At 43.4% G+C, this 18,014-nt stretch carries 29 protein-coding genes and 1 pseudogene; 19 read left to right on the top strand and 11 right to left on the bottom strand.

Translation table 11 applies throughout. From position 1 onward, the window contains the following. Positions 1 to 6: 6 nt before the first annotated feature. The 15 genes from ArsFIN_RS21815 (at position 7) to ArsFIN_RS21750 (ending at position 8,716) form a co-directional block, all read left to right on the top strand. Positions 7 to 438, top strand: coding sequence for a hypothetical protein (locus tag ArsFIN_RS21815; protein WP_135678555.1), 432 nt, complete (start codon positions 7 to 9; stop codon positions 436 to 438). A gap of 12 nt (positions 439 to 450) precedes the next feature. Further along, on the top strand, positions 451 to 816 hold the full coding sequence (locus ArsFIN_RS21810) for a hypothetical protein (RefSeq protein ID WP_026824172.1): 366 nt from the start codon (positions 451 to 453) through the stop codon (positions 814 to 816). A gap of 86 nt (positions 817 to 902) precedes the next feature. Beyond that, positions 903 to 1,046, top strand: a complete 144-nt coding sequence (locus tag ArsFIN_RS26705; RefSeq protein ID WP_167876746.1) for a hypothetical protein — start codon at positions 903 to 905, stop codon at positions 1,044 to 1,046. Between the two features lie 3 nt (positions 1,047 to 1,049). Further along, positions 1,050 to 2,516, top strand: coding sequence for a phage tail tape measure protein (locus tag ArsFIN_RS21805; RefSeq protein WP_135678665.1), 1,467 nt, complete (start codon positions 1,050 to 1,052; stop codon positions 2,514 to 2,516). Continuing rightward, a complete protein-coding gene (locus ArsFIN_RS21800; protein ID WP_135678663.1) occupies positions 2,500 to 2,835 on the top strand; it encodes a hypothetical protein in 336 nt (111 codons plus the stop codon). Before ArsFIN_RS21805 ends, ArsFIN_RS21800 begins: the two co-directional genes overlap by 17 nt. Beyond that, positions 2,819 to 3,040: a hypothetical protein gene (locus ArsFIN_RS21795; protein ID WP_135678661.1), complete on the top strand. Its 222-nt coding sequence runs from the start codon at positions 2,819 to 2,821 to the stop codon at positions 3,038 to 3,040. Before ArsFIN_RS21800 ends, ArsFIN_RS21795 begins: the two co-directional genes overlap by 17 nt. A gap of 15 nt (positions 3,041 to 3,055) precedes the next feature. Continuing rightward, entirely contained in the window at positions 3,056 to 3,823 is a 768-nt protein-coding gene (locus ArsFIN_RS21790; protein ID WP_338023363.1) for a phage baseplate protein, read from the top strand. A gap of 1 nt (position 3,824) precedes the next feature. Next, a complete protein-coding gene (locus tag ArsFIN_RS21785) occupies positions 3,825 to 4,148 on the top strand; it encodes a phage baseplate plug family protein (RefSeq protein ID WP_135678561.1) in 324 nt (107 codons plus the stop codon). Continuing rightward, on the top strand, positions 4,145 to 5,002 hold the full coding sequence (locus ArsFIN_RS21780; RefSeq protein ID WP_135678563.1) for a baseplate hub protein: 858 nt from the start codon (positions 4,145 to 4,147) through the stop codon (positions 5,000 to 5,002). Before ArsFIN_RS21785 ends, ArsFIN_RS21780 begins: the two co-directional genes overlap by 4 nt. Further along, on the top strand, positions 4,999 to 5,601 hold the full coding sequence (locus ArsFIN_RS21775) for a Gp138 family membrane-puncturing spike protein (protein WP_135678564.1): 603 nt from the start codon (positions 4,999 to 5,001) through the stop codon (positions 5,599 to 5,601). Before ArsFIN_RS21780 ends, ArsFIN_RS21775 begins: the two co-directional genes overlap by 4 nt. Beyond that, entirely contained in the window at positions 5,576 to 5,971 is a 396-nt protein-coding gene (locus tag ArsFIN_RS21770) for a hypothetical protein (protein WP_135678566.1), read from the top strand. The genes ArsFIN_RS21775 and ArsFIN_RS21770 overlap by 26 nt, the downstream gene beginning before the upstream one ends. Then, entirely contained in the window at positions 5,968 to 6,879 is a 912-nt protein-coding gene (locus ArsFIN_RS21765; protein ID WP_135678568.1) for a hypothetical protein, read from the top strand. The genes ArsFIN_RS21770 and ArsFIN_RS21765 overlap by 4 nt, the downstream gene beginning before the upstream one ends. Next, positions 6,876 to 7,220, top strand: a complete 345-nt coding sequence (locus tag ArsFIN_RS28420; RefSeq protein WP_135678656.1) for a DUF2612 domain-containing protein — start codon at positions 6,876 to 6,878, stop codon at positions 7,218 to 7,220. Before ArsFIN_RS21765 ends, ArsFIN_RS28420 begins: the two co-directional genes overlap by 4 nt. Further along, positions 7,201 to 7,626 carry a DUF2612 domain-containing protein gene (locus ArsFIN_RS28415; RefSeq protein ID WP_167876754.1) on the top strand — a complete coding sequence of 142 codons (426 nt, stop codon included), beginning with the start codon at positions 7,201 to 7,203 and terminating at the stop codon, positions 7,624 to 7,626. Before ArsFIN_RS28420 ends, ArsFIN_RS28415 begins: the two co-directional genes overlap by 20 nt. Further along, positions 7,616 to 8,716, top strand: a complete 1,101-nt coding sequence (locus ArsFIN_RS21750) for a phage tail protein (RefSeq protein WP_135678572.1) — start codon at positions 7,616 to 7,618, stop codon at positions 8,714 to 8,716. Before ArsFIN_RS28415 ends, ArsFIN_RS21750 begins: the two co-directional genes overlap by 11 nt. Before the next feature lie 60 nt (positions 8,717 to 8,776). Here the strand turns inward: ArsFIN_RS21750 and ArsFIN_RS21745 are convergent, their stop codons facing one another. The 6 genes from ArsFIN_RS21745 to ArsFIN_RS21720 form a co-directional block, all read right to left on the bottom strand. Continuing rightward, positions 8,777 to 9,682: a glucosyltransferase domain-containing protein gene (locus ArsFIN_RS21745; RefSeq protein ID WP_135678650.1), complete on the bottom strand. Its 906-nt coding sequence runs from the start codon at positions 9,680 to 9,682 to the stop codon at positions 8,777 to 8,779. Further along, positions 9,646 to 10,050, bottom strand: coding sequence for a glucosyltransferase domain-containing protein (locus tag ArsFIN_RS28975; protein WP_407062052.1), 405 nt, complete (start codon positions 10,048 to 10,050; stop codon positions 9,646 to 9,648). The genes ArsFIN_RS21745 and ArsFIN_RS28975 overlap by 37 nt, the downstream gene beginning before the upstream one ends. Before the next feature lie 216 nt (positions 10,051 to 10,266). Continuing rightward, a complete protein-coding gene (locus ArsFIN_RS21735; protein ID WP_135678574.1) occupies positions 10,267 to 11,187 on the bottom strand; it encodes a glycosyltransferase family 2 protein in 921 nt (306 codons plus the stop codon). Continuing rightward, positions 11,187 to 11,570 carry a GtrA family protein gene (locus tag ArsFIN_RS21730; RefSeq protein ID WP_135678575.1) on the bottom strand — a complete coding sequence of 128 codons (384 nt, stop codon included), beginning with the start codon at positions 11,568 to 11,570 and terminating at the stop codon, positions 11,187 to 11,189. Before ArsFIN_RS21730 ends, ArsFIN_RS21735 begins: the two co-directional genes overlap by 1 nt. Positions 11,571 to 11,583: 13 nt before the next feature. Beyond that, entirely contained in the window at positions 11,584 to 12,726 is a 1,143-nt protein-coding gene (locus tag ArsFIN_RS21725) for a recombinase RecT (RefSeq protein ID WP_135678577.1), read from the bottom strand. Continuing rightward, positions 12,723 to 12,908 (bottom strand): hypothetical protein, encoded by a 186-nt coding sequence (locus ArsFIN_RS21720; RefSeq protein WP_135678579.1) that lies wholly within the window; start codon positions 12,906 to 12,908, stop codon positions 12,723 to 12,725. The genes ArsFIN_RS21725 and ArsFIN_RS21720 overlap by 4 nt, the downstream gene beginning before the upstream one ends. On the opposite strand from ArsFIN_RS21720, the gene ArsFIN_RS26700 reads away from it, so the two are divergent. From ArsFIN_RS26700 to ArsFIN_RS21705, 4 genes are read left to right on the top strand one after another with little or no spacing between them, the layout of a single operon-like run. Beyond that, positions 12,903 to 13,052, top strand: coding sequence for a hypothetical protein (locus ArsFIN_RS26700; protein WP_167876747.1), 150 nt, complete (start codon positions 12,903 to 12,905; stop codon positions 13,050 to 13,052). The two genes, ArsFIN_RS21720 and ArsFIN_RS26700, sit on opposite strands and share 6 nt — an antisense overlap. A gap of 59 nt (positions 13,053 to 13,111) precedes the next feature. Further along, positions 13,112 to 13,420, top strand: a complete 309-nt coding sequence (locus ArsFIN_RS21715; RefSeq protein WP_135678581.1) for a hypothetical protein — start codon at positions 13,112 to 13,114, stop codon at positions 13,418 to 13,420. A 59-nt stretch (positions 13,421 to 13,479) separates the two neighbouring features. Then, positions 13,480 to 13,938, top strand: a complete 459-nt coding sequence (locus tag ArsFIN_RS21710) for a hypothetical protein (protein ID WP_135678353.1) — start codon at positions 13,480 to 13,482, stop codon at positions 13,936 to 13,938. Between the two features lie 9 nt (positions 13,939 to 13,947). After that, positions 13,948 to 15,150 carry an IS91 family transposase gene (locus tag ArsFIN_RS21705; protein WP_135678014.1) on the top strand — a complete coding sequence of 401 codons (1,203 nt, stop codon included), beginning with the start codon at positions 13,948 to 13,950 and terminating at the stop codon, positions 15,148 to 15,150. 136 nt (positions 15,151 to 15,286) lie between these two features. Here the strand turns inward: ArsFIN_RS21705 and ArsFIN_RS21700 are convergent, their stop codons facing one another. The 5 genes and pseudogenes from ArsFIN_RS21700 to ArsFIN_RS26695 all read right to left on the bottom strand — a co-directional run bounded on the left by ArsFIN_RS21700 (position 15,287) and on the right by ArsFIN_RS26695 (position 17,988). Beyond that, entirely contained in the window at positions 15,287 to 16,633 is a 1,347-nt protein-coding gene (locus ArsFIN_RS21700) for a PD-(D/E)XK nuclease-like domain-containing protein (RefSeq protein WP_135678648.1), read from the bottom strand. Beyond that, a complete protein-coding gene (locus ArsFIN_RS21695) occupies positions 16,633 to 16,992 on the bottom strand; it encodes a hypothetical protein (protein WP_135678646.1) in 360 nt (119 codons plus the stop codon). Before ArsFIN_RS21695 ends, ArsFIN_RS21700 begins: the two co-directional genes overlap by 1 nt. Continuing rightward, a pseudogene (locus ArsFIN_RS21690) lies at positions 16,989 to 17,186 on the bottom strand (helix-turn-helix domain-containing protein); the annotation flags it as partial. The gene ArsFIN_RS21695 and the pseudogene ArsFIN_RS21690, both read right to left, overlap by 4 nt. Before the next feature lie 35 nt (positions 17,187 to 17,221). Continuing rightward, on the bottom strand, positions 17,222 to 17,848 hold the full coding sequence (locus ArsFIN_RS21685) for a helix-turn-helix transcriptional regulator (protein ID WP_135678592.1): 627 nt from the start codon (positions 17,846 to 17,848) through the stop codon (positions 17,222 to 17,224). Next, positions 17,845 to 17,988: a hypothetical protein gene (locus ArsFIN_RS26695; protein ID WP_167876749.1), complete on the bottom strand. Its 144-nt coding sequence runs from the start codon at positions 17,986 to 17,988 to the stop codon at positions 17,845 to 17,847. The genes ArsFIN_RS21685 and ArsFIN_RS26695 overlap by 4 nt, the downstream gene beginning before the upstream one ends. Positions 17,989 to 18,014: the final 26 nt, after the last annotated feature.

Raw genomic sequence — 18,014 nt, 5'->3', positions numbered from 1 at the left:
CGAAACATGGCGCAAATTTCCTATGATGTGGATGCAACCACCGTCATTCTAGGCGGTCGAATCTTAAGTGATTTTATCGCAGGTACTACGGTGCAAATCACTTTCCCCAATCCCGATACTAGCCGTTTTAACGGCTCCGGTGGTTCGGTCAGTGTGGCAAAACGAACCGATGCCAAAGTTTCCGAGCTTGAGTTTCATATTTTAAGGGGCAGTGCCGATGATGTCTGGTTATCCTCGCTACAAGGCAGTGGTGAAGTGACGTTGCTCAATGCCTCAGTCAGCACGTTGTACAAGCTCGACGGCAAAGCCAAAACCGAAACCTTCACGTTTACAGGCGGCAGTATCACAGACCAGCCACAATTCACTTTTGCTAATACTGATCACAACGCAGAGATGACCTACAAGCTGCAATTTCGGGATTTCAACCGCTCAATTTAACAGGAAAAAATCATGACAGAACAAGGATTAGGTAGCCTGACCGGGCTATCACAGGATGATATTGTCGATATCACCAAAAACAAAACCTTTAAGGTGCAAGGTAACGAATTTCAGATTGGTAATTTCAATCATCATTTGCGGTTGAAAGCATTGGAAATTGTCGAAGACTTGGGGCAATCAAAACGCATTGCCGCGACACTTTCAAGCCATAGTGATGGCAATCTGAGACAGCTTTTCAACCAAATCACCCACGACGGCATGAGTATTAGCAAATTGCCAACCTTTTTTGATGAGAAACCTGAGCTTTTCATTCCCTTAACGTTAACGGTGTTACACCTCTACGCCGCCCCTTTTTTATCGGCATTAACGGCGAGCTGACCTTTACCCCGCGTTATCCCAATAGCTGGCGACAGTACGTTAGAAAATCCTCACTGAGTGAACACGACAAACTGCTTTTTTCACTGGTGAAGGCGGGTTACGGCTCCGTGGGTGAGCTTCTGGCGTTGCGCGATGATGACATGTTCTTCTATCTGAAAACTGCCGAGCACGCCTTTATCACGGGGGCGATTGAGTGGAAACAGCACGACGAAGCGAAGCAAAAGAGGTGACGGATGAGTGAAGAAAAGTTAAGTCTGGATATTGGAGTGAATGCCAATGCGGGCGTGATTGATACGTTAATCTCTGCGCTTAACGAATTATCCCGGCAATTAGGCGGAGTGACGGGGAAATTCACCACGGTGACCGCAAAAGTTGACCATCTTGGAAACGAGAGTGCCAACACCGCAAAAGACGTGCATAAAGCCAGTGATTCTGTTGATGACCTCGGCAAAAAGGCCAAGAAAACCAAAAGTAAACTCGGCAAATTGGGCGAAAAGCTCAGCGAATTTAAAGGCATTATCACGGGGGCGTTTACCCTGACGGCGATTATGAGCGCGGGTGAGCAAATTAATAGCTTTAACAAAGCGGTTCGACAAACAGGCATTGACGCAAAAAGTTTTCAGGTGTTAAGAGAAGGCGCACAGGAAGTTGGCGTGAGCTTTGACGAATTATCCGATGGGGTAAAAGAATTTCAACGTGCGATTAATAGTGACGGTGATACCGCAAGTCAAGTGTTTAAAAAGCTAGGCGTTGCCTTTAAAGACAGTAACGGCAACATCAGGGATGCCAACGTCTTGTTGCGTGAAACGGGCACCGCCATAAATAACATACAGGATAAAGGCGCCAGAACGGCGCTTGCCGAGCAGGTTGGGCTTTCCTATGAGATGGTTGATGCCATCGGCAAAACCCGTCAAGAGTGGGCAGCACTTGAGAAAAAAGTCGCGGAAGGTCGTGCATTAACCCAAGACGATTTAGAGCAGTCTGAAATTTTTCGGCGCACGTTCGCCAGTGTCTTACTGCAACTGCAACAGATTTCAGAAAAAGTGTTTGCCACGCTTGCGCCGATTTTCAATTTTGTGTTGAAAGGGTTGCAGCCTGTGATTGGTTTTATCGCCCGCGTCGTGGGGGCATTTGCCAAATTAATCACTTTTCTCAACAAAACCACTGACGGCTTTTGGCTGCTGGTTCCGGCAGCGTTGGCGCTGGTGAAAGTATTTCCGCTTATCACGGCAGGGATAAAGGCGATTGGCGCCGCGATTCTTGCTAATCCTGTTTTCTTTGGCGTTACGGTGCTGATTATCGGCATTATCGCCGCCCTTGAAGACCTATACGTCTGGTTGAACGGCGGAAAAAGCGTGATTGGCGAATTCTTGGAAGGTTGGGGAATATTTCCCGATGATGTGCGAAAAATGATTGCTACGGTCATCGGTTATTTTTCTGCCATGTGGGATAAAATCATCAAAGACTTTACCGATTTATCCAATTTCCTGACGGCGTTTTTCAGTGATGATTGGGACACGGTGATTGCCATGCTAAAACAGGCATTTGTGCAGTTTTTTGATGATTTGATTGCGATATTCACCCCACTGGATAACTGGTTTATTGAGAAATTTACCGAAGTCACCACGTGGTTTAAAAAACCTTTGACGACGCCTGTGACGCGGTCACGCAATTTTCACCCAGATGTGGGAAGATATTAAAGCGCCGTTTGTCGCTGCGTGGGATTGGATTAAAGGGATTTTCACTAGCGGTACTACTGAGACTACTGAGGAGATGACCGCTAGTTTACAATCGGTGGGCGAGATTCTGGAAACGATATTCACCGCACCGCTTGAAATCGTTAAAGCGCTTTTTTCCGGCAATTTTGGGGATATCGGTAACATCATCAGCGACAAATTTAAAAAAGTGGCGGATGGTGTGAAGAAAATATTTAGCAGTACGTGGAATGCCATCAAAAGTATTTTAGCGATTCCGATAAAGAACTCGACAAAGCCACCAAAACGTGGAATTCGCCAATGACAGGCTGCAACAAGCCAGTCAAACGATCAATCACATATCAACAAACAGCCAGAAAGTGATCAGCAATTCGGCCTCACAGACCAACAACATCAATGTGAATGTGGCAGGTAGCAACAGGGCAATCGGTCAACCGATTGGCAGGGATGTTCACAATAATATCCCTATGCTGAGCCAAGACCAGCTGGTACGAGGAGGCGCATTTTGAGTTTTCTCTCAAGTCATTTCCAATCACATCTCCAATACGCCCACGCAAAAAATCGGCATCGCGGGATTTACTGCCTATGTCTGGACGGATAAAACCACGCAACGTAGTGCTACCGTCAGCGATATTCCACTGGAAACGGGCGTTGTGATTGCCGATCACATTAACCTTAGCCCTGTGCAAATTTCGATAGGCGGGGTGATTTCCGATTCGTTTTTAAGTTTGCGGAGTGAAAATACCGTCTTTGAGTCTTTCAATCGGCAAATTGGTTTTATTGATAGCTATGTAGGCAATCGGACACAGGCGGTCAGACAAAAAATCAATGACATGAACAGCAAAGCGCAGCAGATCCTGGATTTGAAAGCGCAAGTCGAAAACACGGCGCAAGGAATTTACCACACGGTCACGGGCAGTAAATCGGGTAACGGCATTGCGCAACAGTTTGTCGATACGTTCACGGGCATTTTTGAAAATCGGGAATTGATCAGCGTCGATATGGGCTATCAGGTGCTCGATAACATGGCACTGGAAAGTTTCGCCACCTCACAAAGCAATGAGGACAGCTTTTTGCTGTTCACCTTAACCCTGAAGCAAGTGCGCTTTGTCACCTTTGAGCAGGTGAATATCACCCCTGTTGCCAACAAATCCGCCGCAGGGATGAGCAAAACAGGGGCAGCACAAATGAGTGGGGCGAAAAACAACGGGAGCCAAACACCAACCTCCGTAACTTACGATGTTAAAGAAGGCGCCAAAGCCTTTTTTAAGCGTTTTTTTAGTTGGAATTAACATGTACAAAATCGAAAACCTATCAAGCGATCCGATTCAGACGCACACGCTGTTAACCGATATTGACGATATTGAACTGACATTAACGTTTCATCCGAGTATTTCAGCGTGGAATATGGATATTACCTATCGGAATATCACCATTAACGGGGTGGCGGTTTCGCTTAACGTACCGCTGCTACACGATAGCCGGTTGCCGTTTACGATTGTGGCTGTCGCCCGTGACAATCCGGATATTGAGCCTTCCTTGCTGGATGATTTTGCCAGTGGCAGGGTGACGCTCTATCTGCTGGTTGGTGAAGAAGAGAAGGAGGCCGTCTATTGAATCGTCAAACGCCGTTTTTTCGTGATTTTGAGTTGTTGATTGGTGAGGATAAAAAAGCAATAAAGATTATCCCTCCGTTTAAAATCGCCTTTTCGTTTTCGAAGGATTTAACCCGTGACCGCCCCAATATCGGGCAAATTTCGCTGTTTAACCTGTCGCCGTCGCGTCGGCATTCGCTGGCGGATTTCCAATACCGCAAGCAGCATATTGCCGCTCAACTTTCAGTAGGTTATCTGACCACGGGATTGAAGCTCCTGTTTTCTGGCTCTGTCACCAAAGTCACGCTATCAAAGCAAGGCACTGAGATAGTCACCACGCTGGAAATTGCCGATGGTGGGTTTGCTTTTCGTACGGCAACCATCAGTAAAGCCGTGACCGCAAAGTCTGAGGCGGTCGATGCTGCTTTGAGTACCATGACAGGCGTGAAAAAAGGCAAAGTGACCGCGCAATCGCCATTAAGTCGCCCCAAAATCATGACGGGGTTTTCGTTTGATGAATTACGCAAGCTCAAAGATGAGAAAGAGCAGCTCTACATCGACAACGGACAGCTGCATATTCTGAGACGAAACGAGGTGCAAAACGGGAAAGCGGAATTAATCAGTGTGAGTACTGGATTGATGGAAACGCCGACGCTTGACGATAAAAACGTATTGACCTTTAAAAGCGTCCTGAATCCGAATGTATCCATTGGCTATCAGGTGGCGATAGATAGCAAAATTTCACCACATCTTAACGGCGTTTATCGCATTTGCGCGATTGACTACGCAGGGGAAAGTGACACAGGTGAGTGGGCGATGACGTGCCAATGCCAGCAGGAAAAAAACTACGTGGTGGTTAAGGAGAGTAAGGTGTGAATATCGAACTGATGAAAACCATTGCCAATCACATCAAATCTGAGATGGGCTGTGCCTTGATTGCCAAAGTGGTTAAGGTGAATGAAACCACAGTGGATTGCCAGCCAGTCACTAAAAAAAACGTGGTGATTAACGATGAAATTCACGCGATCGAATTTCCGGTTTTTCCCGATGTGCCTGTTTCTTGGTCACAAGGGGGTGGCAGCTACACCGCCTATCCGGTCGCTGTGGGCGATTACTGCATTTTACTCACCTTTGATAGTTGCATTGATAATTGGTGGATAGGCAACGACAACGTGCGCGGGGCAGAAAATCGCTTGCATGATTATAGCGATTGTGTCGCGCTTTTGGGACTTTGCAATCGTAACGGGGCATTTGCCATACCGAAGGTGGCGACAACCGCAGGTGACCATCTTTTTACCCACAATATCCACGTGAAGCTCAATGTCACCATTGACGGTAACCTTGATGTGAAAGGCACTATCACCGCCCAACAAATCGCAGCCCAGCAATCGTTAACAGTGGGCAATATCGATGTTGGCAACCATACGCACGGAGGCGTAGAAACAGGTAATGACAGCACCGGAAAACCAAAATAACCCGAAGGTGATTTTCGTGAAAACAGCAAAGTTAACCGAACACAACGATTGGCGATTTGGTCATTCGCTTGATGATTACCTGATTGACAGCGAGGCAATTCACCAGAATATCAAATCCCGTTTGCAGTGTTTCAAATCCGATTGGTGGCTAGATGTTGAATTTGGCTTGGACTGGCTACAACTACTCGGCAGTCGTGGTACGGGTGAAACCTTGCGCCGTGAAATCTACAAGGTGGCATTAGGGACGGAGGGTGTTGTTCGCGTCGATAAGCTCAATATTAAGGTTGCCGACTTCACCGCACACATTGCGATGGATTACACCGATGTTTTTAACCGAACACGCAACCTTAATCAGGAGGTCAGCCAGTGAATATCAAGTTAGATGAAAACGGTATCACCATCGCAACGCTGCCCGAACTGATTGAAACCTTGATTGCTGAATTTAAAACAATTTACGGCAGTGATATCAATCTTTCACAAGATACGCCGGACGGGCAGCGCGTTGCGATTTATAGCCGGATTACCCACGAATGTTTGGTGTTGGTGAAAAAGCTCTATCAGAACTTGAAGCCCGAACAGGCCGAAGGGCTCCACCTTGATTATTTAGCCAGAATCAACGGGCTGTTACGCAAGGAAAACGAAAGCGACAGCGATTTGCGACGCAGACGGTTAAAAACCTTTGAAAATGCCAGTCAAAGCACGATAGGCGGCATCGCTGCCCGGTTGAATCTGGTCAAAGGTGTGACCGATGCCGTGGTGTACGAAAACACCACGAACGAGAGTGACACACTGAATATTCCGCCTCATTCGATTTGGGTGATTGCTGAGGGAGGTGAAAATCAGGCCATTGTGGATTGCCTCGCTTGCAACAAAACAGGGGGGACTGGCCTTAAAGGAACAATCAAAGGCAAATACATTGACAAGATAGTGAGATCCGACGGCACGTTTTTTGAGGTGGTGCATGAATACCGATTTGACCGCCCTAAAATCACCGAAATCAAGATTAAACTGACTGCCACGCGTGAAAAAGCCAACGAGCCTGTGCCGATACAGGAGATCAAAGACGAACTAGTCAAATCCCTTTATCGCATTGGCGAAAATATCAAGGTGACTGCGCTTTACTGCATTTTGAACCGCATTGCGCGTTCTTATTATGTCTCTGACCTACAAATCGCAAAAGATGGCAACACGTGGACGAGTGCCATTTTAAACGCCGATGTTGATGAGAAATTCACCATCGTCAGTGACAACATCGCGGTGAATGAGGTGATCACGTGAGTCTCGAAGAAGAATATCAAAAACTGCTGATCAAGCAGTATTACACCAAACCCAAGGCAAGGGCGGAGATTTCCGCCCTTTTTAATCTGTTCGCGGATTGCTTTGATACCGTTGATGCCTTTCGGGAAGCCTTCAATCTCGAAAAGGCGCAAGGTGACCCGTTGGACATCATCGGCAGTTGGGTAGGTGTCAGTCGCTTCCAGCCAAGCGGTGAGCGCAAAGGCTTTTTTGGCTTTGAAAATCACGCCAAAGCGTTGCCGTTTGGTCAAAAGAGTGGAAAAAAACAAGGGGGCTTTCGCTCCCGATTTGCACAGGATTTTTTTGCCACTGAAATTACCTGACAAGCAATATCGTAGTCTGATTAAACTCAAAATCATCAAAAACACTGCCCTTGCTACCGCCACCCAAACGGGTGACGTGAGCCTGTCGTCACTGCAACAGGCCGTCAATTTTGCGATGGAAGGCGAAGGCTATTTGATTGACCACCAGAATATGAGCCTCACCATCGTTATTACGCCAAGAGCTGACCGAGAGTGGCTGGAATTCATCTTACGGCTTGATTTATTACCCCGTCCGCAAGGCGTGCAAATTAACTACGTCACGCAAGAACCCAAAGGCACGTTTGGATTTAGCGAACACCAAAATGCCATTTCGTGGTACAGCCGTTTTGACACCAACCCCGAAGCAAGAATTGGCTCCTTCGCCCAAAAACTTTTCTTCAAAAAAGGAGATAACCTTGAAAATTGACAGACCCAACATTGATATTCAACCGTTTGCGGGCAGCAGCAAAACGGAAGAGCGAACCGCGTTTGGTTCAAAAGAAATCACCGATAATCTTGAGAAAAATCTCAATGCCGATTTTGCGCGGGGCTGGGGCATTGTGCCCGTGTCAGAATTACCAACGATGCAGGATTTTAATGCCGTGGGATTTACGATTAGCTCCCTTGTGACCCACCTCTACCAGAACGGCATTGCTGAATATGCTGAAAAGCAGATTTACAACAAAGGGGCGGTGTGTCTGTCTGATGGCAACATTTACATTTCAAAGACAGAAAATAACGCCGGAAATCCAGTCACCGATACCACCCAATGGCAATCACTGAAAGATGCTATTCTGGCTGCCAATATCGTGCAGCAATTGGGCAATGCCACCGATAAAGTGATGAGCCAAAAATCGGTAACCGATGCATTAAATACGAAACAGGCAAAAGGTGATTACGCCACCAAAACAGAATTAACCCAAGGACTTAATACCAAGCTCAACAGTTCCAATGTCAAACAAACAATCGGTAATTCGACAACCGAAGTGATGAGTCAGAAGGCTGTGACGGATGCGATAAGTGATAACGGCGTACCTGTTGGTACGATAATCATGCTTGCACATAAAAGCGAACCCAAAGGACGTTATCTTAAAGCTAACGGCGTTGCTGTATCCAGACAAAAATATTATGAACTTTTCGAGGTTATTGGCACTAATTACGGTGCTGGTGATGGTAGTACAACATTCAATCTTCCTGATTTACGTGATGAATTCCCTCGTTTTGCCGGAGACAATCGGGAAATTGGTAGTAAGCAAGGTGATGCGATAAGAAAAATAACTGGAAAATGGAATGGTGGAGTCAAAAATAAAAAACACACTGACGGCAGTGTCAGATTCATAAAAGATAGAATATGGGGGATTGATGGAGAATTAACTACCGAAGATACCGATTTCAATCGCGGAAATGGCCCAACCGAAGGATGGGATGCTTATGAGCTCGACTCATCTTTAGAAGTGCCAACTGCGGACGAAAATCGCCCACGTAATATAGCGTTAATTGGATGGATTAAATATTAATTTTTTGTATATGGGATCCATTTTGGAAAAGGATCCCTACATATTTCAAAATATGGATTTTTATTTAAGACTCTTATTTTGTTCAATTATTTTTGTTACGTCTATAATAATGCAGTTTTCATCACATTTAATATTTTCAGTATTAGTAATACTTCCTGCATATTTATAAGACATTTTTCTTTCTGATTTAATTTCTTCTGCCATTCCTGGAGTAGCAAATGGAATTATCATAGATGTTTGCCCAAACTCATCATAACCAATTAACGTATTGTCACTTATGTCTGAAAAAGTTTTATTTTCACTGTTTTTAACATTAAAAAGTAAATTTCCAGAAAAATCTTGTGGGACATTTTTAGCGATTTCATTATAAAGCAATCTAAACTCCAAAATTTGTGGAATAACAAATCCTTTTAATATATTTTTGAAAGAAAAAAACATGACTAAAATAATAATTGTTGGATATGTAACATGATTTATTTTAAATTTATCTGAAATATAAAATATTCCTATAATAAAAACCGATGTCATAATCAATTCTAGAGATACTAATGAGCGATAAGCAGCCCAACTTTCTTCAACAACTAAATTTGGCACATAAGAAGAAACGGCTAACAATAATGTTAAAAGTAGTTTTTTACCTCCATGTTTTTTATTATAAATAGAATACAATCCAATAATAACAATTATTATTGATATAATTTTATAAAAAAAACTAGGATTTATATTATAGTTGGCAATAGAATTCATTAACGGCTGATGAAAAAACCAAAGTGTTTTTTTTAAAAATTCACTTGTTAAGTTTGCTCTATTTATTAAATCATCATATAAAAATTGAGGAACTAATTTAGATATAAAAAAAGAGAATAACATACTTATTGATATAACAATCGCACAAGTAATTAGATTTTTTAAATTAAAATCTTTTTCCCTTACACAGTTATCAAAAAAACAAAAAACAAAAAACACATTGCAGCTGGTTGATATATTGAAAATGATATACATAACAATATAAGTGAAATAAAAAATTTACAAATATTTGTATTCCCATTTGAATCAATTAAGCAGCAATAACTTAACAAAGACAATAAGATAGAAAGCACATACGGTGAGCAGATAGCCCAAGATGCGTACACTTGAAATGAAGGAAGCAAGCAAAGTATAAAAGGAAATAATATTTTTTGGTATTTATTTTCTAAAATTTTCCTATTACTTATCATTTTGTAAAAAAGACAGCATAAAATCCATATTGCCAGCACTGATACAAATCTTGTATATCTAAGATCGCCTAAGTTATTCAAAGATGTTGTGATTATTACTTTAAATAAACCATACAATGGTCTACCTGACTTAACATCCCAATCAATAATAGAAGTAGTCAAATTATTATATATAGCTTGTATCAAAATCCAATCATCAGAAAGAGCATAAGAAAATATATAAGTTGGCGATAATACTAATAAAAAAATAAAAGATATATAAAATATAAATACAAATCTTTCTTAAAAAAATCAATTTTTGGTAAAGCATTTCTATCAAATGTCATCAATTAGTTATCCTTTATTTTTGTCTATCAAATAACGTGGTCTTTTTTTAGTTTCAATGTAAATTCTTCCGATATACTCGCCAAGAACACCGATACCAATTAGCTGAATACCGCCAATAAACAGAATAGAAACGAGAAGGGAAGGATAACCCGCAACAGGATTACCAAAAAACAGTTTATCTATAATCATCCAACTCCCGTAGATAAATGATACCGTTGCGACAGATAAACCTATATATGTCCACATACGGAGTGGGAAGGTAGAGAAGCTGGTTATACCTTCAAGTGCAAGATTCCACAATTTCCAGCCATTAAATTTTGATTTTCCAGCAACACGTTCAGAACGGGTATATTCTACTATATCTACATTGCCACCAACCCAAGAAAGCAAACCTTTCATGAATAAATTACTTTCGGGTAAAAGTTTTATATTTTCGACGGTAGCACGAGACATCAAACGAAAATCCCCCACATTTTCTTCAATTTTTGGCTGACTTATTTTGTTGTGTAATTTATAAAACCATTCGGCAGTTTTGCGTTTTAACAAGCTATCAGTAGAGCGATCTATTCTTTTTGCAAGCACTACATCAGCGCCGTTTTGCCATTTTTCTATTAACAATGGGATAATTTCTATGGGGTCTTGTAAGTCCACATCGATAGGGATTACCGCATCACCTGTAGCGTGTTCAATTCCGGCAAAAAGTGCAGGTTCTTTTCCAAAATTACGGGTAAATGACAATGGTATGACGAGCGGATCGGAAACAGCAAGCGCGTTGATAATTGATTCTGTTGCGTCCTTGCTTCCATCGTTGATGAAAACTATCTCAACTTCATGCTGTTTTAATTCGTTGAAATCCCGCACCGCTTTATAAAAAATAGGTACAGCTTCCTCTTCATTCAATACCGGAACAATTAATGAAATTTTCATTATTCAATGTCCTTGAATACAACAAATTTTGAATATAAAAACCCTAAAACAAAACTAATAGCCGAAAAAATAACTAATGTAAAAATTGGTTCACAATTAAATCTGTCAGCAATAAAACCGATAAAATAACTTATCATTCCCATAAATATGACAAAAGAAATATATCTTTTCCTCGTCGCTTTTTTTCGGAAAGTAAATCTTGCATTAGCTAAGAAAGAAAACGTGACAGCAACACTGAAAGCAAATAAATTACTGGATGCCTGCTGAAAATTCAAAAAGTGAATCAGAAAAACAAAAACAAACCAATGGATTAAAGTGTTTATCACTCCAATAGAAAAATACTTAACAAGCAATTCAATAAATTTGTTGTTTTTGTTAATCATTTTTTCACTACACTTAATGACTCGGGCTAAATCGGTATTTTTTACGTTCTTCGAGCACCTCACCTGTTTCTTTGGCTTTTTTCTCAGCCTCAAAAAACCCGTGGACTATTTCACCGTCTGGAAATCGCCAAGCGTCGCCTGTTCCGTTGGCCAGTCTTGCCATCCAAACATCGCTATCTTTTTTGGCTGGAATTAACCGCTTTTTGCTAGCTTTAATTTTCTCTCTGAGTTGTATCTTTTCGTCCTCAGACAACTCGGCGGACAATAGGGTACAATGCTCAACGATTTCAGCAAGGTTTTTTTCGGCGGTGGCATCATCGAGGGCGATTAATGCTGCTTCCAGTTTTGGATGGGTTACTCGTTGTGCCTCTGTGGGCACATCTATCACTGCTTCTGCTTTTTGGCGTAATTTTTCGTTACGTTCACGGATGACATCCCTCAGGGATAGCCGTTTAAACGAAGCAGGAGCCATTCTGAGCGGTTTTTCCGTTGAATTGGCATCTTCGTATACCTCAAACATCGAAAATAGCTCAGAGGCGCAAGGAAGCCGTCTAGCGAGGCGATGAATGACAGTTTTAAGCGCCATTCTGTCAAACCACTTCACCCACGGACTTGAAAGGTCTTTTGCGCTTTTCACGGTATTCCGTATTTTTTCCACGTCAGCGCGACTCATCACTTCGACAACGAGTTCACCACTATTAAGTTTTGCGAAGGCATAGACTTTCACTATCTCATCACCGTCAACAAACGACGGACGATGCGTTAAGTGTTCGCCGTTCTCATCAATCACATATTCAAACTCGTCTTGCGCATAAACCACTTTTGCAATGATATTAGCTACCTGACCGGATTGACGGGCGCGTTTGATAACGCCGTCCACCATCGGCATATAGACGGCTTTTTGTTTGCGAACAATCAAGGCCGCTTCTCGTCCGTCTGGCATCAGTCCATCTTTGGCGCAGCGAGTTAAAGCCAGTACTAGTGATTGCTTATCCGCGTTTTGCAACTCCGTATTTTCTATCAGTGCAGTCGCTGCGGTTCGGGTGAACTGCTCAGGCGTAACCTGAGCAGGTAACAAGGCGGCTATTCCTTGCTGCATAATGACCGATTGCAGATTGGTATAAACGTTGGTCATGGTTTCCAGTTCGGTATTCATGCCACACCTCCTTCCAACATCAACGCTTCTCTGCGTTTTCTATCCGCCTGTTTTGCCCAGAAAGGACGGGATATCATCGCAAAGGCTTGCGTTTCTCCGCCTTTTTCCAATGCATTAATCACGCCATTAACCTGAATCTCGCCTTCTTCGCTATCTTCTTCGTCCAACATACCCAGTTGCACGGGATAGCGTCCACACTCCGGCCTTTTGCCAATTGCACAGAACAGAAAATCAATATCAAGATTAAATACCTTCTGGGCGATAATCCGGTAGAACGTAGCACGCTACGCGTGAGCGGCGCAGCGGTGCTGCTTCGGGGATGTTAATGAGTTGAGTACTGTTTTATACTCTGCAGTAGGTTAATTTTTTTCAGGGATTCATCTCGATGGCTCGCAATAAATCTCCCAGAAAGCGTAAACCGGTTAAATCAGGCAGGCTGCCCGTCACTTCACGTGCCACAGCGCCTGTTTATCTGAAACGTTTTATGATCTCTCTCCCACCCGAAAATGATGATGACAGACCGCCTGAATTTTTTTATGACACCCTAAAAGAAGCCATACGCCACTGCGTCCGACTCGGCCCCCAATTTTTTCTCGACACGCAGTATTACCCGCCGCTAGTCACGATTATCAGGAGTTTTGAACGTAGCACGCTACGCGTGAGCGGCGCAGCGGTGCTGCTTCGGGGATGTTAATGAGTTAAGTACTGTTTTATACTCTGCAGTAGGTTAATTTTTTTCAGGGATTCATCTCGATGGCTCGCAATAAATCTCCCAGAAAGCGTAAACCGGTTAAATCAGGCAGGCTGCCCGTCACTTCACGTGCCACAGCGCCTGTTTATCCGAAACGTTTTATGCTCTCTCTCCCACCCGAAAATGATGATGACAGACCGCCTGAATTTTTTTATGACACCCTAAAAGAAGCCATACGCCACTGCCTCCGACTCGGCCCCCAATTTTTTCTCGACACGCAGTATTACCCGCCGCTAGTCACGATTATCAGGGGTTTTAAACAACGCCAAGACCAAGCCGATGACGCTGGATACGACTACACTGAGGGGGGAATAACTGAAAGTCTGCCTGCCGATGAATTCATCACCTATACGGAGCTAGGAATAATCCCTGTTTCCTTTGAACCCTGGGATAAACACACCGATAACTGGGCTGACGAATCTGGCAATTTCTGTTTCTTTGGCAAGATGCCCATAAGGTAATTGAGTCAGATGTATATCCCTCGTCCTGCTAAACTACTTTTCACCATTGATGACGGTTGGAATAAATTCCTCGAAAAATACGGCGATAGCGTTAGTTCGTGGACGAGTTTATCTGTGGAGCGCATGCTTGCCTGCGGCACTTGTGCCATGGGTGTCCGGCGCTATTGTTGCGCTTCGTCTGATTGTTCTCACAGCCGTTTTTTCTGCCAAAGCTGTAAGTCAAAAGCCTGCAGTTCATGTGGCTTTAAAGCCACCGAGCAGTGGTTAGCACAGCAGGTTCATATTTTACCCGACTGCGACTGGCAACACATTACTTTCACCATGCCACATCTCCTTTGGCCTTTTTTTAACAATAACTGGCCGCTACTTAATGCTCTGTTTCGGGCAGCCACTCGAGCTATGCTGCAGTTGGCTCGCAAACAGGGTATCGAAATTGGTATTTTCTGTGCCTTGCATACTTATGGCCGGCAACTCAATCAACATCCGCATGTTCATGTTTCCGTCACTCGAGGGGGTTTGGATAGTAAACATAGTGTATGGCGAAAGCTGTTTTTCAAAAAAAAGGATGTCGAAGAAATCTGGCGAGGGGCTGTTATCCGACTACTGCGTCACAGTTATGATTTAATTAACCCTGGCCTTCTTCCCGGTCTTGGCCATATCCGTGACAAAAAACATTGGCGGCGTTACTTGAGGGCGCAGTACGGACGTTATTGGAAAGTGCACTTTGCTAAAAAAACGAAAGGGGCATGGCATAGTGTTAAGTACCTCGGTCGCTACCTTAAACGCCCACCGGTATCTGCGTCAAAACTGCGGCATTACCGAGGGGGTGCCGTTGTTCATCACTACCATGACCACCGAACTGGCCAGCATCGGCAGCAGACTCTGCCGCAGGAAGAGATGATTAGACGCTATATAAGCCATATTCCGGCCAGGCATTTTAAAATGGTGCGTTACTCTGGTTTTTTGTCGAATCGTAAACGAGGAAAACTATTGCCGAAAGTGTATAAGGCACTTGAGATGACGGCACGTAAAAAACCGGAGAACCCAGGTTTTTCTGTGCTGATGAAAGGATTTCTGCGTACCGATCCGTACAAATGTATTCTGTGTGGCGACAGGCTGCTTTTCACCGGGGCGCAAATGGGTAAAAAAGCAACGGAATTGTTGTCAGAAAGACTGCATAACCTGGAGAAAAAGCGATGGTTACGCAGCTAAACGCAGGATCAATGTGTCTAAAATAAGGAAATCAGGTTAGAAATTACACTCTCTGAGGAAATGTTAACTGGCACTAAACACAATAAATCGATCCCCATCTCCTTTTTGCAATAAGGGATGGCTTTTGCTACTCACTTTAAAAGCGATTCAATTTCCTAACCATGAACGCTGCTTGCAGATGATAGCCAAACTTGTCAACGGATTTGCCAAAGTCATGAACATCATCAGTGGTTTTCACATCGAGGATGAACGGCACGCCGGAATACAGCCCTAACCAGTCAGGCCGGATTTTAAGCAGCGTCCCCTTTTCCGTGCGATAGAAAATTGAGAGTTCTGGCTCACCGTTTTCAAGCAGTTCGGCAACCAATGGGTAAGCTAGTGCAGAATCACGCATTAACTGGATTGCCTCAAATTCTTCTTTTTTCAAAACAAGCCTTGCCAAAGTTAGGTTTTTTTTCTCAAAATCCGATAATATTTTTTTGCCATCTTTGGTACGCAAATCCAGTTCAGGCGCAGAAACATATCTCAACGGAAAAAGTTCCGGCTCAAGGATAGCCGTGTGTACCGCATCCCCAATCAACAACGCTCTTGTTTTTTCTCCTTGAATGGGTGCTTTTTTGTACCAGTCCAGCGCCCCTAATCCACTTTTCTGAACTAATCGAATTTGCGTACTCGAATAACCGTTTGCCGCATGGTAGGTGCTGTTTGCAAGATGGCGAACAATCAAGCTCTCTGTCGGCTTCAATGCATCAACACAACCGTTCAACATCTCAAGCGCGATACCTTCACCGCTTATGATTTTTCCGTTAACGGGTGGGAAGGCAGAGAAGATAGAGTTGTCGTCAATATTGTTGATGACCGAGTTAATCAACTCCTTTTCTTCTGTGCAATTATTAACCAATTCATCAAGTGCGACATCTGTCACGCTTTTTTCAACTTCTCCCACGTTTTCCACAGGCATAACTACAGATTCAGTGGATAACTCTGTTGATTGTGTGAATAACCTCTCTTTTTGTACACCTTCTTCGATGCTAATCGCCAGTTTTTTGATTTCATTGAGTGAGATTGCTTTGTCACTCGCTGTTATTTCCGAGGTTACCTCGTCACGCAGTTTGGTATATTCCTCAAAAAGCTCAGGCTCCTCTGACGGATTAGCCAACAAATCATCCGCATCTCGCATTTCGCCCTCGTCGTATTCTTCCTGAATCCCAAAAATCGTTAGCAAAGCGCAAAACTGGTCTATTTCCTGCTCTTCGGTAATATCCGTCTGCTTTTCCGTATTAGCGAGGTATTCCTCAACGCTGATTTCTTCCAATCGCGGCGACTTGTAAAAACAGCAATTTGCGCCATCTGTTTCAAAGATATGTTGAGAAGCCAATTTCTTGGCGGCAATTTTCGTCTCAGACGCAAGATAGATATGCGATGTTGTTTTGCCGTTCTCGTGGTCAACGGTTGTGATGATGGTTGCTTTGAAGTATTTCATTATTTCGCCCCCTCTACGCGGTTACTCGCCTGTTGTTCCAATCTCCGCAAAATGCTGCCTCTGGCTTTGGGTAATGCTTGTTCTCGCTGGTTATCAGAGCAGTGGCAGCAAGCACCCGAACACGCTTTCATCATCGAAGGATGGTAAAAAAGCAGCTTGAATTGTTTACGGTTAATTTTTTCAACAAACTCGATACACGCTTCTTCAGGAAAAACACAGGGGCGGTTATCCAGTCTTGCACGCCAGAAAAAACTCACGAGATTTAAGGAAAGTTTGCCACAGTGACAACAGGTAAAACGCACATCAGGGCGCCCCTGATAGGTTCGCCGAAATCCGTTGAGGGTGTAGGTATATTTCATGCTGCACCTCCAACGCTTTGGCTAAATTCCAATTCAACACTGGCTCTTATCGCTTGTTTTGCGCTGCATACATCCAGCTTCCGCACCACGTTTCCCATGTGGAATTTGACCGTGCCTTCCTTGATTCCCAATATTACAGAGATTTCCCAATACGTTTTACCCGCACTTACCCAATGCAGCACCTCGTTCTCACGCTTGGTCAATCTTCTGAATAATTTCATCTCGGTGTTCATGCGGCACCCCCAACATGTTGACCAGACTTAACGCATGAACGAGGAAGCAAATTCACCGGAATATAGCGCTCAAAACCTTTCGATTTGCAAAATGTTCTTAACTGGCAAGCAGAATGAACATTGACTTTTCCGTAGATAGCCTTCAAATAAAATTCAACCGTTGAGGGGAAAATCCCTAACTTTCTAGCAATTTGCTTGCTACTTAAGCGGTGCATCGTGAAAAACAATACTTGCCACTCTCTACGGCTTAATATGTCATTTGGTTTTTCAGTAGTCACAGCATAAGGCCTCATGCCATCGACATACTCCAACGGCGACAAAAACAGGAACTCATGGGCGTAAAAGAAAGTGCCAAGGTAAACCTTTTGTTCATCAAAAAGCGGTAGAAAATGGAATTGCCAAACTTTGGGTGCTTTGTTGTAATCAGATGGCAAATGGCATATTACGAAAAACGGGGATCTTTCAGTTTGTACTTTTTCTATCAATGTTTTCATTTCAGGAGTACGGATTAACTTAAAAAGTAAATCTGTCATTTTGGCATCAGTCTGAATTTTTCCCTCGCTATTGCTAAAACCACAGGGAACATTAGCGCTCAATGAAAGTTTAATCATCTCTGGTTTCATACAGCACCCCCAACTCTATTCAGAATTCGGGTACGTTGCCGATTGGTGAGATATTTTGATGTGTGAGCAAAGCTCAAAAGCTGCTCGATTGATATGCCGCACGCTTTCATTATGCGTGCAATATGCGTACTATTTCGCATAGTCCACTCCTAGTTACATTAGGTTT

Source organism: Arsenophonus nasoniae (genome assembly GCF_004768525.1).
Lineage (GTDB): Bacteria > Pseudomonadota > Gammaproteobacteria > Enterobacterales > Enterobacteriaceae > Arsenophonus > Arsenophonus nasoniae.
Note: the sequence above shows the minus strand (reverse complement) of the source record. Positions and strands in the feature narration are given on the sequence as shown.